This window comes from Secundilactobacillus folii (assembly GCF_009720675.1).
GTDB lineage: Bacteria > Bacillota > Bacilli > Lactobacillales > Lactobacillaceae > Secundilactobacillus > Secundilactobacillus folii.
In genome coordinates this window covers 26,829-44,522 of the sequence record NZ_WNJO01000003.1, presented here as the reverse complement: position 1 = coordinate 44,522, position 17,694 = coordinate 26,829, and the positions used below count along the sequence as shown (strand labels likewise).

Annotated in this window: 12 protein-coding genes and 2 pseudogenes; 9 read left to right on the top strand and 5 right to left on the bottom strand. The window is 41.0% G+C overall.

Going from position 1 to position 17,694, the window contains the following annotated elements; genetic code table 11:
* Nucleotides 1–27 precede the first annotated feature (27 nt).
* The 3 genes and pseudogenes from GM612_RS12650 to GM612_RS03245 form a co-directional block, all read right to left on the bottom strand.
* A pseudogene (locus GM612_RS12650) lies at nt 28–1,030 on the bottom strand (IS30 family transposase).
* A gap of 249 nt (nt 1,031–1,279) precedes the next feature.
* A complete protein-coding gene (locus GM612_RS03250) occupies nt 1,280–2,638 on the bottom strand; it encodes an MFS transporter (protein ID WP_155430963.1) in 1,359 nt (452 codons plus the stop codon).
* 13 nt (nt 2,639–2,651) lie between these two features.
* Nucleotides 2,652–4,205 (bottom strand): alpha-N-arabinofuranosidase, encoded by a 1,554-nt coding sequence (locus tag GM612_RS03245; protein ID WP_155430962.1) that lies wholly within the window; start codon nt 4,203–4,205, stop codon nt 2,652–2,654.
* Between the two features lie 245 nt (nt 4,206–4,450).
* On the opposite strand from GM612_RS03245, the gene GM612_RS03240 reads away from it, so the two are divergent.
* Both GM612_RS03240 and GM612_RS03235 read left to right on the top strand, forming a co-directional pair.
* Complete coding sequence (locus GM612_RS03240; protein WP_155430961.1) at nt 4,451–5,341, top strand: ArsR/SmtB family transcription factor; 891 nt, start codon at nt 4,451–4,453, stop codon at nt 5,339–5,341.
* A gap of 405 nt (nt 5,342–5,746) precedes the next feature.
* Nucleotides 5,747–6,776: pseudogene (locus GM612_RS03235) on the top strand (IS30 family transposase).
* 246 nt (nt 6,777–7,022) lie between these two features.
* Here the strand turns inward: GM612_RS03235 and GM612_RS03230 are convergent.
* Nucleotides 7,023–8,054: an aldose epimerase family protein gene (locus GM612_RS03230; RefSeq protein WP_155430960.1), complete on the bottom strand. Its 1,032-nt coding sequence runs from the start codon at nt 8,052–8,054 to the stop codon at nt 7,023–7,025.
* A gap of 174 nt (nt 8,055–8,228) precedes the next feature.
* Here GM612_RS03230 and GM612_RS03225 point away from each other — a divergent pair, with 174 nt between their 5' ends.
* The 5 genes from GM612_RS03225 to GM612_RS03205 all read left to right on the top strand — a co-directional run bounded on the left by GM612_RS03225 (nt 8,229) and on the right by GM612_RS03205 (nt 14,637).
* Entirely contained in the window at nt 8,229–9,308 is a 1,080-nt protein-coding gene (locus tag GM612_RS03225) for a GntR family transcriptional regulator (RefSeq protein WP_155430959.1), read from the top strand.
* Between the two features lie 236 nt (nt 9,309–9,544).
* Entirely contained in the window at nt 9,545–11,146 is a 1,602-nt protein-coding gene (locus GM612_RS03220) for a xylulokinase (RefSeq protein ID WP_155430958.1), read from the top strand.
* Between the two features lie 16 nt (nt 11,147–11,162).
* Complete coding sequence (locus tag GM612_RS03215; protein WP_155430957.1) at nt 11,163–11,891, top strand: L-ribulose-5-phosphate 4-epimerase; 729 nt, start codon at nt 11,163–11,165, stop codon at nt 11,889–11,891.
* 60 nt (nt 11,892–11,951) lie between these two features.
* Entirely contained in the window at nt 11,952–13,376 is a 1,425-nt protein-coding gene (gene araA / locus GM612_RS03210) for an L-arabinose isomerase (RefSeq protein ID WP_155430956.1), read from the top strand.
* A gap of 169 nt (nt 13,377–13,545) precedes the next feature.
* Nucleotides 13,546–14,637, top strand: coding sequence for an Ldh family oxidoreductase (locus GM612_RS03205; protein ID WP_155430955.1), 1,092 nt, complete (start codon nt 13,546–13,548; stop codon nt 14,635–14,637).
* An 89-nt stretch (nt 14,638–14,726) separates the two neighbouring features.
* Here GM612_RS03205 and GM612_RS03200 read toward each other — a convergent pair whose 3' ends face one another.
* Nucleotides 14,727–15,344 (bottom strand): DedA family protein, encoded by a 618-nt coding sequence (locus tag GM612_RS03200; protein ID WP_155430954.1) that lies wholly within the window; start codon nt 15,342–15,344, stop codon nt 14,727–14,729.
* Nucleotides 15,345–15,725: 381 nt separating this feature from the next.
* Here GM612_RS03200 and GM612_RS03195 point away from each other — a divergent pair, with 381 nt between their 5' ends.
* The gene (locus GM612_RS03195) at nt 15,726–16,064 is read left to right on the top strand and encodes a PTS sugar transporter subunit IIA (protein ID WP_155430953.1); all 339 of its coding nucleotides are present in this window, start codon (nt 15,726–15,728) and stop codon (nt 16,062–16,064) included.
* 130 nt (nt 16,065–16,194) lie between these two features.
* A complete protein-coding gene (locus tag GM612_RS03190; RefSeq protein WP_281349186.1) occupies nt 16,195–17,496 on the top strand; it encodes a nucleobase:cation symporter-2 family protein in 1,302 nt (433 codons plus the stop codon).
* Nucleotides 17,497–17,694 lie beyond the last annotated feature (198 nt).

The window sequence follows — 17,694 nt, the reverse complement described above, 5'->3', positions numbered from 1 at the left end:
TGTTTATTTTATCTTCGAATTGTCAAATCAAGTGCAACGTTTTTGACCTATTCTCATAATTGGTCGATCGTTAAGTGCGTCCTGAACAGTTTGAATCTCTGTGATGTCATAGTTATGCAGCGAATGGCCTTTGGAAATGAACTCCCGGATAAGCCCATTGTGGTTCTCATTGGTTCCACGTTCCCAAGGCGAATAAGGATGCGCAAAGTAGACCTGAGTCCCTTGAATTTTAGATAACCCTGCAAACTCACTACCATTGTCAAACGTGACGGATTTAAAGTATTCAGCACCAGAGTCGCTGAGCACAGTCTGCAGTCCTATACGGCAGGTTGTCGCGTGATAGGCAGGTAACTTGAAGATGATCTGAAACTGGGTAACCCGTTCAGTGAGCGTCATTAGGGCGGGCTCATCTTCGGTCCGTTTACCTTTCACGAGGTCGCCTCCTAGTAACCAATCTCAATCCGTTGATCGACCACCATTGGACGTTATTCAATGGAAGTTTCCTAATACCCGCTGATTCATGCGAATATGAGGTTTACCACTGCCTTTAACTCGAAGGCGTAACTTCATTGGTCAGTCGCTGTTACGCAGTGCTAAAACGTTGGCATTAATGTCTCGATAGACTGTCGTGGTTGATGGACAAGGGCGCATTTGGTAAGCCTACTGGTAGAAGTGTACGAAAGTATCTACACTGTGAATCCGTGGGCGTCGTCGCAGTTTAATAGCTAATTGACCGCAGAAGTGAGCACACCGTACCCACTTAAAGTTAGGGCGACAGTTCTGCCGGTGACACTCAAAAATGGCCTGACCAGTATCGGCTAGATACAGGCTGACATGTTTATGATTGGCTTTAATTTGGGTCGTCGTTCCCCGCTTAATTTCGCGGCTAATAGTGGACTTATTACGCTGTAAAAGGCGGGCACACTGATTGATAGTGGCTTTTTAATGATCTGAGCGCTTCTATTTGACCGCGTTCGACCATTGTGAGTTGAGTATAGTGTTGCGACATGGTAATCCGACTTGGGGTCATGAAGAATTCCGACTTTCTTCCTTGCTTGGACGCTTATAAGAATAGGTCATCATGGCCTTTTGGTCTACCTGAAAGTGTTGCACTTAGAGTTTAAACTCGGGCAGAAAAAAGACTTATCGAGAAATCAAATTTTGATTTCTTCGATAAGCCTTTTTTAAGACTATGATTTAAGACTTATAAGTCACCGCCTCCCTCAGGTTCATCTATATGATTTAATGGTGATCTTGAATTTTTAAAATGTTCATTTAGTTATTGTCGGCGCATAGCTAAGTCTCGCATTATTTTTGGATATTTTTTATCCAAGTCGTACATGCGTAACATAATAATTTGTAGGATATAGATGATTATAGGGATGTAAATAAATAACTGATAGATTGAATTAATGGCACTTACAGATTGATTTGCAAGAGCACCATTATAATGGCCCCAAGCCAGTACCCAACCTGTTAGGGCTGTTCCCAAACCCACTCCAATTTTTTGGCCTAAACTACCACCACTATATAAAAGTCCTTCTATTCTAACATGGGTTTTCCACTCGCCGTATTCGATTGTGTCAGGAAACATTGCCCACACACCACCAAGCAATGGGCCTTGTCCAAAGCCTTTAATAATTTGTGCTATCATGACAATCTCAAAATTGCTTGGTGCAATAAGGGTAATTAAATAACCCGCAATGCTGACTAATGATCCATATAGCATAATTCTAGTTTTACCATATTTAGAAAATAGTTTTGAAATAACTACGAAACCGATCAGGACTGGAATAAGATAACCCATTGTTAGAATTCCAACTAACCCATCGTTATGAAGTATATATTTTGCATAATAAATAGTAGACCCTTGGTTAAGCGCATAGCCGATGCTGTAAATGATAAAAAAGATTGTTGCAATCCACCAATACTTATTTTTTCCGATTGCCTTTAAACTTGTTTTTAAAGGAATCTTTGCAGTGGCTGAAACTTGTACACGTTCTTTTTGAGATTTAAAAACAATCATAAGCAATACTACTGAAATAGCGGAAAGTATTGTATACGTTATTACCCAGCTTACCTGTTTATTACCGAAGAAATTTACCATTGGCATTGTGGCATTGGTAACAATTAGGACACCAATTTGAGCCATAAACATTCTAAATAAATTGAATGTTTCACGTTGATGTTGATCTCGGGTGACAAGTGAGTTTAAAGTCCCGTAAGGAATAGCAATGGATGAGAATGCAATCATTAAAATATTATACGATAAAAATATATAGATAACTTTGGCAGTTTCGGACCAATTCGCTGGTACCGCAAAAATAGAAATTGTCAAAAGCGCAAATGGTATAGCACCAAACAGAAGCCATGGACGAGTTTTCCCCCAACGGCTATGTGTTTTATCCACTAGTCCACCAATAACAAGATCGATAATGCCATCGAAGGATCTTGAAAAAAGCATTAAAGTACCAATAATACCAGCTGATATTCCGACGACATCAGTATAGAAAAATACGACAAACATTCCTAGAGATGCGAATGTAAAATTAACAGCCATATCTCCAAATCCAAAGCCAACATAATCGGTGAATCCGAGTTTTTCTTTGAAGGAAGTTGAATTTGTATTTATTTCCATAATTTTCCCCATCCTATTTAATTGAATTAACATCACAGATAATTACGCTCCATGAATTCTTAGGTAAAGATAATTTATCAATGGTTGTATTCAGATTGATTTCTGTTGGTACAACTTTATTAGGTTCTTTGAAAGTATTTCTAGCTTTTAAATTATCATCTGTGAGAATAATTTGTTTTTTAGGCGTAACTCCATCAAATGCGTTAAAGTTTAATCTAAGATTTGCGGTGTTACTAGTATCCATGTTTAATGCGAAAATTTTTAATTGAGATTTCTCTTTATCATAGACTGTTGCAGCGGCTATAACCGGTAAATCACCATAATCAGTTGATAAAGTATCTCCTGATACACGCGGCTCAAGTACTGTACCGCGTCCATATTTTGAAAGTAATTCAAAAGGATAATAAATTGTTTGTTTAAGTAGATGGCCAGACTCATCGGTCGTGATTGGGGCGATAACATTTAATAATTGAGCTAGGCATGCAATTTCAATGTAATTAGCGTTGTTTAAAATGGTAATGCCTAGTCCCCCAACAGTTAGGGCATCAAGCAATGAGTATTTTTCTTGGAGAATAGCAGGATGTTCTTCCCATTTTTTAGCACTTGTCAATTCAAATGTCGTCATTCCTGCTAAGTCGTTTAAATTATCTAGTTTAATATCTTGAAAATTCCAGACGTTCCACTCATCAAGACAGATTTTTATGTCTTTTTTATCGTCTTTTTTACCAAGGCGTAAAGATTTGACAAAATCTAGTGCGTTTTCTGTATTCTTTAAGTGATTATCCAACTGTTTCCATGAAGAAAGAAAGTTAAGTGTCCCTTGGCCAGAATTCATATTGTAATTATGAGTAGAAATATAGTCAACATATGGATAAAGTTCTTTCATAATTGTCTTATCCCACTCTAAGTAAGTGGGCAACATTTCATAGCTACTTCCACAAGCAACTAGTTTGATACTTTTATCAACCCACTTCATCATCTTTGCAGCTTCACGTGCTTTATCAGCATACTGTTGTGCAGACATGTGCCCGGCTTGCCAATCGCCTTCCATCTCATTACCGAGGCACCAGTATTTAACATTATATGGTTGCCGATGACCATTTTTGATTCGTAGATCACTCCAGTAGGTACCATGATCATGATTACAGTATTCAACTAATTCTGCTGCAGAACGAATGCTGCCAGTTCCTAAATTTACAGCTATCATTGGTTCAACGCCAACCTCTTCGGCCCAACGGCAAAAGTCGTCAATGCCAAATTGATTGGTTTCAATGCTTGACCATGCAAACTCCATTGTCTTCTTTCTGTTTTCTTTTGGTCCGATGCCGTCCTTCCAGTTGTAATTAGATACAAAATTACCTCCTGGATAACGAATGACTCCCAAATTTAAATCCTTGACAGCTTTTTTGACATCTTTTCGGAAACCATTATTGTCGGAAAAAGACTTATTGGGATCATAAATACCACCATAGATCGAACGACCCAAATGTTCAGTGAATGAGCTCCAAACTTTATTGTCAATATTGCCTAATTGAAAGTTTTTATCATACGTATATGTGGAATTCATAAAACATGCTCCTTAAAAAAATTTACTATTCGAATAGCAAGTGTTTTCTTGTATACGACTATATGTTACGGACTGATAATTATTATCACAATACTTTTTAGATATTTAGTATAATAAAATAGGTGTATACATAGCTTTTTCATTACTTGAAAGGGTTTACAAAATTGATTATCATGTATTTATTAACTCAAGTAATATTTAAATCAGTGTCAAAGAACAAAAAGGATAATTGAGAGAGTGATAATATGTTCGTAGATTTAAGTAAAAAATCTCTGATAGTTTATAAGGCGTTAGCTAGTCCAGTTAGACTTAGAATAATTGAATTACTCGGTCGTCAATCATACAGCGTAAAAGAATTGGCAGATCTGTTAAATCTTAGTCAACCAATCACATTAAAACACGTTAATCTTTTACAAAAAGCAGGTGTCATCAGATTTAAACGGGTAGGTAAAAATAAGATTTCATATCTTTGTATCACAGAAGTTGTTCTTAAATTACCCGATGCTGAAAACAATTCAATGTTGTCAAAACAGACAGATATTCCCGTGGGATCCTTCGTTGATTACTCAGTTGAGCCTACGTGTGGTCTTGCTACTTCAATGGGATTTATTGGTAAAACAGACGATCCACAGTATTTTTTGGATCCTGCGCGCATGAGTGCAAAAATTCTTTGGTTCTCCAAAGGATTTGTTGAGTATGACGTTGGTAATTTTCTTAAGCCAAAAGATAAAGTTAAAATGTTAACTTTAAGTGGGGAGTTTGGATCTGAAGTTCCGTTATCGAATAATGATTATCCTTCTGACATTACATTTTCTTTAAATGGACATAGACTTGTAACATGGACAAGCCCAGGTGATTTTGCTGATACTCGAGGAAAATATACTCCTAATTGGACCCCAGCGGAGTTTAATCAATATGGGACACAATTAACGATTTTAGTTTCTAATGAGGGTACATGGATTGGGGGCAATAGGGTAAGCAATCTAACGATCAATGAATTATTACCTTTACCAAGACGTATGAAGTTAAGAATCTCTGTGGAAGAAAATGCCGAACATGTCGGTGGTTGTACGATTTTTGGAAAACATTTTGGAAATGTAGATAGGGAAATGGCTTTAACGTATTATTATATTTGAAGTAAAATCATTTACTAAGATTGTTAGCATAAGATTCAGGATCAACATAAAAAATCAAGGATCCGCTGAGGTGTTCTAAAAATTTTAGTTCATTTTGGAATGTTTTAAGAAAGTAAGCATTTAGATAAGCACATCTTAGATTAGAATTATTTTGCAATTCGTTCCATAATTAAGTCAGCTGGCTACGATGACGTTGTCGTCATCTTCTTTACAGAACCAGAGCGTGTTCTATCTTCCGTTTAAATTGAAAATAGAAGTGTAAAACATAGTGAAAATTAAGATAAAGGAATAAATACGCGAGTTTTAGAATCAAGTTAGCCACTTTTTAAAATTAAAAAACACCAAAACGTAAAGTCCTGTTATCATTGAAGTTCCTACACAAACAATGAAAGAGGTTTCGCCTTGATTCAAGAACAGCTTACCATGTCACATGTCAAAGGTTACCATTTATCTGATATTGAACGCGGTTCAATTGCTCAGCTTCATCGACAGGCTTTCTCCAATCGTCAGATTGCCGCTCGAATTGGTGTTTGTCCGCAAACTGTCAAAAATGAACAACATCGTGGCGAAATTGATCAGGTAAAAAAGGTTAATGGTCACCGTCAATACTATCGTATGTACGATCCTTACGCATCGAGTGCACGTTATCAGCACAATCGAATCAACTGTCATCGACAGGGTAAAATCACTCAGGCAGCAGATTTTTTGCTAACTTTGTCGAGCGGTTTAAGTGCGATCATTGGTCTCCTGATGCCGTTGTTGGGCGTGCCAGACGCGAACATTTTTACCAACCTAATGAGAAGGTTTGTATGGCCACCTTGTTCATCTATATTGATGCGCAGCTACTGGAGATTCGAAATATTAATCTGCTGGAAAAGACGAAACGACGGACAGGCCATAGACATCTCGCCAAGCAAAAACGCCTGATTGGTAGAAGTATCTAAGATCGGCCGAAGCGAGCCGATTCGCGTCGCAAGTTTGGTCACTTTGAAATCGACACGGTTGTAAGTAAACGTAATGGCCGTGAAAGTGTCATTCTAACGATGAATGAGCGTAAATCTCGGTGTAATTCATGCGTTTAATCGACGGCAAGGATTCCGATTCAGTTAACCATGTTCTCTAAGAAATCACAGCTGAATATGGTGACATTATCAAAACAGTCACAGCAGATAACGGCATCGATTTCAGCAGCTTAGAAAATGTACTTGCAAATGTCTATTATGTCCATCCATATCAATCATGCGATCGAACAACTAATGAAGCGCAAAACCGAATGATTCGACGTGATGTTCCGAAAGGAAAGTCCCTTGATGAACTATCTCCAGCCGATATTAATCGGGTTGAGGAACGTCTTAATCATCTGCCTCGGCGTATTTTGGACTACAAAACTCCTGAAGAAGGATTTCATTCCGGGTTGAAACGAGTTCTTCGCTAACTATCACGCCAAACAACCACTATTTAAAATAGTTCCTCAATATATGATCAGGCTGTATAGGTTTTAATTTTTGGAAGTGGCTAACTTGTTATTGCAATTTACGTAATATAAAATAGTCAGCCATCTCAAATGTTTTAAAAGTGGGATGGTTGGCTATTTTATTTTGTGCAATAAATGAATCTGAGACTTCAAAAGTTCAAAATTTAATGGTCAAATAGTGAAATAATATTTATCGAAAATGCATCATTAAAATTTCAATTCATACCTAATCTCATAGCTCTTAGAAACACCTGGCATCAGAGTTGTATCACCCAAACCCTCAAAACGAGTAGCATCGGACAGATTTTGTGCTTCTAGTGCAATGCCCATATATGGTGCGCCGGCGCCCAGTGTCAGATTCATATCAGGCGTAAATGAGTTTGCTGTGAAAACTACCAAACCATTTCGTTTTGAATGAATGGTTACAGATCGTTTTGACGCACCATCCTGTAACTTTGCTATCGTGTCATCTTTGGCACTTGGCTCAACTTGGAAGATATCATCGAAGCCCTTTTCAGTTGTGTTTTGCATCTTATCAATTGCTTCACCCAGTTTAACGCCATTCGTAAAGTCAAACGGCGTGTGTAAATTGTCCAGCAATTTACCGGTTGGAATCTTTTCACTATCAACATCCATATGGCGGGAACTGTTAAGCATTAAAGTTTGTCCCTCAATGTTCTTGCTGTCACTGAGGTTAAAGTATACGTGATAAGTTGGATTAAAAATCGTTGGTTCATCTGCCTCACCAGTAAATCTAACAGTCAACGTATTATCGTTTTTCAGTGTGTATGTTGTGGTTACTTTAATCCCTGGGAAATCATTTGGACGTGTTTGAAAATGATGCGTGAATTTTAAAACAGCTTCATCATTTGTGCTTGAAAGTTCACCATTCCAATTGACCGAGTTAAAGCCATGAGGGCCACCGTGCAGTGTATTGTTTCCTTCGTTTGCGGGTACTTTTAAAGTTTTGCCATCAACAGTAAATTGGCCATTTTTCAATCGACCAGCTGCTGAACCGATCATCATATTCACGTAAAATGGATTAGCATAATAGTCAGCTGTGTGAGGATATTCTAGCAATAAGTTCTTCTGCCCGCCGTTTTTTGTCGGAACACTAATCGCTTTAATAATTCCGCCCTGGCTAAGAACTGTCACTTTTACACCATTATCATTTTCAAGGTGATAAGCTGTGACTTCATGTTCTTCGTAATGGTCAAATGCTGTTTGTGATGCGTTCATCATATCACTCCTAATAAATTTATTTATTTCCACAAGAACCGCTATTGGTGTGTTAATATAAAATATATATGGTTTAAACAACCATAATTATACAGATAAATATTACTATTTGTATAGTAGTTCGGATGAATTTATATCAAAATGTTAAACTATTAAAAATAGACGAGGTTCACTATGCAAGCCAAATATGAAAAAGTAGAAGAAGAGTTAAAGAATAGCATCCTTTCAGGGGAATATAAAATTGGCGAAAAATTGCCAACAGAAACCGAGTTAATGAACCGCTTTGGCGTCAGCCGGTACACAGTTCGCAGATCTGTAGGGGATCTGGAAAATGAGCATCTAATTTACCGGATTCAAGGCGGCGGCATGTATGTGAATGATTGGCAATCGGCAAAGGTGAACAACGCTTCGAGTAACCGCATGATTGGCCTAATTGCGACCCATATTGCAGACTATATCTTTCCGAGTATTATCAATGGCGCAGATCAAATCATTTCAGACAACGGGTTTGCCATGCTGCTTGCAAACACACATAATGACCCACAACGCGAACGAAAATCTCTGATTACTATGCTAGAGAGTAACGTTGCTGGACTCATTATTGAACCAACTCAAAGTACTTTAAAGTCTCCCAATATGGATTTGTACGATAAAATTAAGGAATTGAAGTTGCCAACGGTATTCATTAATGCTAAGTACGAAGGCATTGAGGGAACTTCAGTCACCACTAACGATGAAGACGCAATGAAGCGGATGACTGAATATCTAATGGATCAGGGTCATGAACGGATTCTTGGTGTTTTCCAAATTGATGATCTTCAAGGTATAAATCGGATGAATGGGTTCATCAAGGCTTATCAAAGTCATTCCGATGTGATGTTACAGAGTAATGTCATCATGTACCGTTCCTCTGACCCGATAAAGAAGGCTCTAGATCAAGTTGAACAGGCATTGAAAGCTGAACGGCGGCCAACCGCAATTATGTGCTACAACGACCAGTTGGCGATTCAAATTATTGACCTTGTAAAGTCAATGGATCTCAACGTTCCTGAAGATATCTCAATTACCGGTTTTGATGATTACAGTCTAGGTCGCTACATGGAACCTTCATTAACCACGATGGTGCATGAAAAAGAAAAGATGGGTCATGATGCAGCTGGACTACTAATGAATATGATCGAGAAGAAGCCAGTTGAATCGATTATTTATAACCCAGACTTGATTGTGAGAAATTCAGTCCGTCAATTAAAATAGATTTGTATCAAGGTGTGACGTCCATTTTCATGGGCGTCCTTTTTATTTCTAGAGATTTTCCATTGTGAAAATATATAATTTACGTAGTTTAGTGGCCTCGACTAAAAGTTCGTTAATTAATTATACGTATAAATGCAATTCACATTGATTTATACGAACCAATGGCTTACAATTGTTTTTGTAAGCGATTCATAAAACAGAAAAATTGTGTTTTTAATATTCTGGAGGGCTTGAAAATGGATGCAAAGCAAGTCAAAGATAAAATCTCGACTGAGCAAACTGCTCTGGGAATCGAACTTGGATCTACCCGGATTAAAGCAGTTCTGATTACTGACGATTTCCAAACGATCGCCTCTGGTGATTTCACTTGGGAAAACGAATTAGTGAATAATATTTGGACCTACCCGATTGAAAAAATTTGGAACGGAATCCAAACGAGTTATGCCAACATGGCACAACAAATTAAGGCTAACTATGGCGTCAGATTGACTAAAATTGGGTCAATCGGTGTTAGTGCAATGATGCATGGCTATATGCCATTTGATAAGGAAGGAAATTTACTGGTTCCTTTCAGGACTTGGCGCAATAACATTACTGAACAGGCCGCCGATGACCTGACGGAGCTGTTTCACTTTAATATTCCGCAACGTTGGAGTGTTGCCCATCTTTACCAAGCAATTCTCAATCAAGAAGACCACGTTAAAGATATTGATTTCATCACAACACTTGCGGGCTACGTTCACTGGCAGTTATCCGGTGAGAAACTGCTAGGGATTGGGGACGCTTCAGGCGTTTTTCCAATTGATAGTTCAACTAAGCAATATAACCAGCATATGATCGATCAATTTAACCAGCTACGGGGTGTTCGCCAGTATATTTGGAGTTTAAAGGATGTCCTGCCCGGCATTAAATTAGCCGGTGAATCAGCTGGGACGTTAAATGCAGCTGGTGCGAAACTACTTGATCCATCAGGTCAACTTCAAGCTGGTGCTGTCATGGCACCGCCTGAAGGTGACGCGGGTACTGGAATGGTTTCAACTAACGCAGTTCGTACCCGAACCGGTAACATTTCTGCTGGTACATCCGCGTTTTCGATGGTCGTCCTTGATAAGAAGTTAAAGGATGTTCACCGTGATATTGATTTGGTCACTACGCCAAGCGGTGAACCAGTTGCCATGGTGCATACCAATAACTGCTCATCAGACATTAATGCCTGGGTCAAGTTATTCGGTGATTTTGCGAAAGAACTTGGCGTGAATCTTAAACCCGACGAACTTTACGGGAGCTTATTTAAGAGTTCACAACAGGGTGATGCGGATGCGGGTGGCGTACTCAGTTACGCTTATCTATCCGGTGAAAATATCACTAAGATGCCTGAGGGTCGCCCAATGGTAGTGCGGACTCCAAACAGTAAATTCAATCTGCCAAACTTTATTAAGGCTAACCTTTACTCAGCTTTTGCTCCGCTTAAAATTGGTAACGATATTTTAACAAACGAAGAACACATCAAAGCAGACAGTTTTGTTGCTCAGGGTGGGATCTTCCGAACGCCAGTTGTCGGTCAGCAGATTCTTGCCGATGCTTTGGACACGCCAATCACTGTGATGAGTAATGCCAGTGAAGGTGGGCCTTGGGGAATGGCAATTCTAGCTCTTTATACCAAACAGAATGGCAATGAGAATCTAGCAGACTTTCTGGACAATGAGGTCTTTAAAGAGTCAGAAAGTACGACGATTGAACCCGATGCAGAAGGTGTGGCCGGCTGCAATGCATTTATCGAAACCTATAAGCAAGGCTTGAGTATCGAACACGAAGCTGTAAATAAAATCAAACAGTAAGGAGCAATTAAACATTATGCTTGAATCATTAAAACAAGAAGTCTACGACGCCAATATGTCGTTGCCGAAACTTGGCCTAGTGACCTTTACCTGGGGCAACGTCTCAGGTATCGATCGTGAAAAGGGGCTGTTTGTCATCAAACCATCCGGTGTTGATTATGACAAGATGAAGCCTTCTGACATGGTTGTGGTTAATTTGAAGGGTGAAGTTGTTGAAGGCGACTTGAACCCCTCCAGTGATACGCCAACTCATACGTACCTGTACAATCACTTCCCCAAGATCGGCGGTATCGTGCATACCCATTCACCTTGGGCCGTCTCGTTTGCTGCAGCTAAGCTAGATATTCCTGCTATGAACACCACCCACGCGGATACTTTTTACGGTGATGTGCCGGCAGCGGATGCGCTGACAAAGGAAGAAATCGAAGAAGATTACGAGGGTAACACTGGTAAAACCATCGTTAAGACCTTTAACGAGCGGGGCATTGACTACGAAGCCATTCCCGCTGCACTGGTCAGTCAGCACGGACCATTTGCATGGGGCGAAACACCTGCCAAGGCCGTTTACAATGCTAAGGTGCTCGAAGTTGTGGCCGAAGAAGATTACCACACCATGCAAATGACCATGAGCAATTCACGGCTGCCGCAGTACCTGTTGGACAAACATTATTACCGCAAACATGGTGCCAATGCCTACTACGGGCAAAATAATGCGAAGTCTAAGACGCATGCCAAGCACGAATAGTTATCGTTATTTAAGTTGAGTATCAATTTTTAAAATTTAATTTGAAGGAGAGTACTACTAATGATTAAGATTCCTGATTATAAATTCTGGTTTGTTACTGGTTCACAATTTCTATATGGTGATGAACAACTGAAGTCCGTTGAAAAGGACGCTCGTGACATCGTCGACAAGTTGAACGCTTCTGGAAAGCTGCCATACCCAATTGAATTCAAGTTGGTTGCAACCACTGCTGAAAACATCACTAAGTTAATGAAGGACGCTAACTACGATGATAGCGTGGCTGGTGTGATCACCTGGATGCATACCTTCAGTCCTGCAAAGAACTGGATCCGTGGTACCCAATTACTGCAAAAGCCACTGCTGCACTTAGCCACTCAATACCTCAATAAGATTCCGTATGCTGACATTGACTTCGACTACATGAACCTGAACCAGAGTGCGCATGGTGACCGTGAATATGGTTTCATTAACGCTCGTCTGCGTGAACACAACAAGGTTGTTTACGGCTGGTGGGGCGATGCTGAGACCCAAAAGGAAATTGCTGACTGGCAAGACGTCGCCGTTGCCTACAACGAAAGTTTCAAGATTAAAGTCGCTGCATTTGGCGGTAAGATGCGTAATGTTGCCGTTACTGACGGTGACAAGATCGAAGCTCAGATCAAGTTTGGCTGGACGGTTGACTACTTTGCCGTTGGTGATTTAGTTGCCGAAATGGACAAGGTTTCAGATGCTGATATTGATGCTAAATACAAGGATCTCCAAAAGGATTACACCTTTGTAACTGGCGACAACAGCGATGAAAAGTTTGAAGAAGCTACTAAGTATCAGTTACGTGAGTACTTTGGTATCAAGCGGTTCTTGGACGACCGTGGTTACACAGCCTTTACCGATAACTTCGAAGACCTTTATGGTATGAAGCAGTTACCTGGTTTAGCTACTCAATTATTAATTGCTGATGGCTATGGCTTCGGTGCTGAAGGTGACTGGAAGTCTGCTGCCCTTGGCCGCTTGCTGAAGGTCATGTCACACAACAAGATGACCGTCTTCATGGAAGACTACACCCTTGATCTTCGTAAGGGCCATGAAGCTATCTTGGGTTCTCACATGCTTGAAGTTGATCCATCGATTGCTTCTGACAAGCCTCGTGTGGAAGTTCACCCATTGGATATCGGTGGCAAGGACGACCCTGCACGACTAGTATTTACCGGTTCAGAAGGCGATGCAATTGACGTTACCTTAGCTGATTTTGGTGATGAATTCCGGATGATTATGTATGAAGTTAACGCCCACAAGCCAGAAGCCGAAACGCCTAAATTGCCCGTTGCTAAGCAGTTATGGACGCCTAAGGCTGGCTTAAAAGCCGGTGCCACTCAATGGATCCGTAATGGTGGTGGTCACCACACGATCCTGTCATTTGCTTTAACTGCTGACCAAATTGAGACTATGAGTGATATGTTTGGTTTGCACCTGATCAACATTAAATAACGATAGATAGTTTTTAGTGAAAGAATCCCTGACATTTGTTTGCCAAGGATTTTTTGTTGCTATTGTTACTAAATCCACAAATTCTCTTGCATGTCTCACATGAGAATATCATAATGAAATGGTACATATTTTTTTCGAATTCTCATTTATCGAATATGGAGGTTTTATTATGTCAAAGCGTTATGATAGTGACAAAGTTAGAGATTTGGTACATAGGATTTATCGAGCTTACGGGTTTACGGAGGAGCAAAGCGCTGAAGTTGCTAAAACATTAGTCTATACGGACTTGCATGGCATTGCTTCTCATGGTGTGCAGCGGATGGTGATGTACGACCACTTCATTCAAAACGGTAAGATACGGGTGAACAGCCGGCCTGAGATCGTTAAGGAAACCGATGTAAGTGCTGTGGTTGACGCTAACTTTGGCCTTGGTCAGCTTAATGGCATCTATAGTATGAATTTGGCCATCAAGAAGGCCAAGGCACACGGTGTGGGCATCGTGACCACCAAGCGTTCCGGCCACTACGGCATCGCTGGTTATTATGCTAATATGGCAGCGGACCAAGGCTTGATTGGGATGTCATCAACTAACTCTCGCCCAGCAATGCTGCCAACTCATGCCACGCAAGCCTTCGTAGGAACTAACCCAATTGCATTTGCCATGCCTGCTGAGCCGCATAACTTTATCTATGACGCCGCAACTTCGACCGTCCCACAGGGGAAGATTGAGGTTTACCGCAAGCTTGAAAAGGATCTACCGGCTTTTTGGGTGGCCAAGGATGGTGACCAGGAGATCAACGACCACAACGACACCGAAGATTTGGACGCTTTGCGGGATCCTTTGTCAAATGTCGGTCTTACGCCTCTTGGCGGTGTGCGTGAAGAAACTGGTAGCCACAAAGGTTTTGGCTTAGCCGTTATCGTTGAAGTCTTCACGTCGATTCTGTCGTTGGGAAATACCTCCACGGAGATCACGCCAGAAGATTTGCAAGTGGGACCTTGCCAAAGCTTTATCGCCATTGATCCGGCTATTTTCGGTGATGTTGACCAAATTATCAAGCGCTTCTCCGAATATCTGCAGCAGATTCGTGATTTGCCGGCGATTCCTGGCAAGAAGATCTACGTTGCCGGGGATAAAGAGGCAATTGCCTATGAGGATCGGAAGCAAAATGGTCTGGAAATTGATGATAAAACGTTGGCTGAAGTCAAAGCGATTGCAGATCGCCTGGGCGTTAGCTATGGTGCACTTGATATGGCCTAAATTAGTCCTTTAAGATTTAATTTTACAAGGTATGAAAAAGATCCACTAACAGTATTTTCTGTCGGTGGATCTTTTGTGTGATGCAGGATTTAAATTGAACGGCGTTTGCGTAAATAGTAAAGTAGACCGCCGACTGCAGCCAATAGCAGCATAGTGAGCAGAATAATCCAAGTCCATTCTTCGAACCAGATCGTCACTGTTTGCCAGTGAGTGCCAGCTAAGCAGCCGGCATTAATAAGCACGGTGTTCCAAATCAATGTGCCGAGCGTTGAGAGACCGATAAACGGCCAAAAAGGGAATTTTGCCATCCCAGCTGGAATCGAGATCAGACTGCGAACGACTGGAATAAAGCGGCCGGAAAAAATGGCCACCCCACCATGCTGGTTGAAAAACTTTGCGGCTCGGTCAATATCAGTTGGTTTTAGGCGCAAAAGCCGTCCTAAACGGGTGTTTAAAAAGCGTCGTAACCGGTTGAGAGAGGCCAATTGTCCCACACCATAAAGCAGGATTGCTCCAATGATCGAGCCAAATGTGGCTGCAAGAGTAGCGCCCCAGATGGTGAGGTGAGTGGTTAGCGTTAAAAATCCCGTGAAGGTCAGGATCACCTCGGACGGAATAGGTGGAAATACATTTTCGACGGCAATCAGCAAAATAATTGCCAGATAACCATACTGGTCAATAAGTGTCGTGATGGTCTGTGTGCTCATTAGGCCTCCTGCAGTGAAATTGATGGCAAATACCGTTAAGAAGATTTTATCTGAGATGGTGATGGTCGGTCAAGAAATAGTCTCTTTGGGGTGGTGAATTTACCTTATTTTTAAGGTCTCTGTTCACTTTTGTGTCGGCTAGGTGAATTAGTTTCCAGTCATAACATTTGAAATCGTATGTAGCTAAAGCGAGGTGTACCAGCCGCATCTTTGAATATATGAGGGTTTAATTTAATTACCCAGTCTCCAAGGACGAACATTGGCGGTGGAAAATGAATCTATCGACCTAATTTTGTTGCTAAAAATGTAATTTAACATTGCAACCAACGGTTTTAGGGCATACGCTAGTAATTAAAAAATGTTTGCGAAGGGGGACTAATCATGAGCGAGGGCGATGAGCAACAAGTAGCAATGCAACTGATTCTGACGGCTGGTGACGTTAAGAAAATTGCTTTTAATGGCATTCATTTGGCAAAAAAAGGTCAAATAAAGGCTGCTCAGCAAAGCTTTAAGGCTGCTGCCAAGCGGCTTGGGGAGGGACATCAGCAGCAGGCTCAATATCTCAGTGACCATGCGGCGGATAGCGCCGGCCCGTCATTACTGATGGTCCACGCTCAAGATCACCTCAGTATGGCGATGACCACCATTGAATTAGGGCAGGAAATCGTGGCACTGTATGAACAGTTACAATTGAACCAGTTGTTGAAGGCTAAGCATTAAAACGTTTTCATAAAATACGAACTATCATTTGGAAAAAGATATTAATGTTCTGATTTAATTTGAATCGGCTAAAATTTAATGATATTATAGGAAGTATGCTTTTACAAAACCGAATAAGGGGTCGTGGAACTTGGAAACTGCAAAAAATGAGCGTTCAGTAGTAAGAAATTTGATTTTAGGCTTTCAGCATTTATTAGCCATGTATTCTGGAGACATCTTAGTGCCATTGCTCATTGGTGGTGCACTGCATTTTAACACGGCGCAAATGACTTACTTAGTTTCAATGGATATTTTAATGTGTGGGGTGGCGACGCTGCTCCAATTAAAGCGCACGCCGCTGACTGGGATTGGCTTACCCGTCGTTTTGGGATGTGCCGTTGAGTACGTGGCGCCACTGCAAAATATTGGTAATCACTTTGGCTGGACTTATATGTATGGTGGTATTATTTCAGCTGGGATCTTCATCATCTTGATTGCCGGTGTTTTCGCTAATCTGAGACGCTTCTTTCCACCAGTTGTGACTGGATCACTCATCACGTTAATTGGTTTTACCCTGATTCCGGTGGCCTTTCAAAATCTCGGTGGCGGTGATGCAACCGCCAAGAGCTTCGGTACACCGATCAACTTGATCTTGGGCTTTACCACCGCATTCGTCATTATTGTCATTAACATCTGGGGTCGCGGATTCTTCAAGCAAATTGCGATTCTGATTGGGATCTTAGTCGGGACGCTTTTAGCAATTGCCTTGGGTAAAGTCGGCTTTGCGCCAGTCACCGCCGCTCACTGGCTACAGCTTCCCCGACCATTCTACTTTGGTGTTCCAAGATTTGAATGGTCTTCCATTGCCACGATGATTTTAGCTGCCATTACCTGTATGATCGAATCGACTGGCGTATACTTTGCGCTAGCTGACATCACGGGACGTAAACTGGAAACCAAGGATTTGAAACACGGTTACCGTTCGGAAGGCTTAGCTGCTATTTTGGGTGGCTTGTTTAATACTTTTCCATACTCGACTTTCTCCCAAAACGTGGGGATCGTGCAGTTATCAGGGATTAAAAAATTACGTCCGGTTTACTATTCAGCATTCTTACTGATTATTTTGGGATTGATTCCAAAGTTTGGTGCCATTGCGACGCTAATTCCATCATCAGTTCTGGGTGGTGCAATGCTAGTCATGTTTGGTATGGTGGGTGCGCAAGGGATTAAAATGCTGCTGAAAGTTGATTTGAACAACAAGAACCTGTTGATCATTGCCGTTTCAGTTGGACTAGGTCTTGGCGTCACAACGCAACCGGCCCTATTCCAGTTCCTGCCGGCAGAAGTTCAAACGATTTTAAGTAATGGTATGGTTGTTGGTAGTTTTGTAGCTGTCATTTTAAACGCTTTGCTGAATAACACCTCTTTGAAAAATAAAGTTGAAGAAGAGTAATAGTAGTTAGCAGTCCAATTTAGGGCTGCTTTTTTTGCCGGTGGGAGTGAGCGTGGAAAGTTGCCCTAGACCATTTGACTTTGTGACACCCCTGTATTTTGTTCCCTGATAACTTCTGAAAGGGTGAGTGAAATAAAAGATGTAAACGCTTCCAGGAGGCCTCAAATCATGCTATGATAATGACGTTGCGAAGATCTT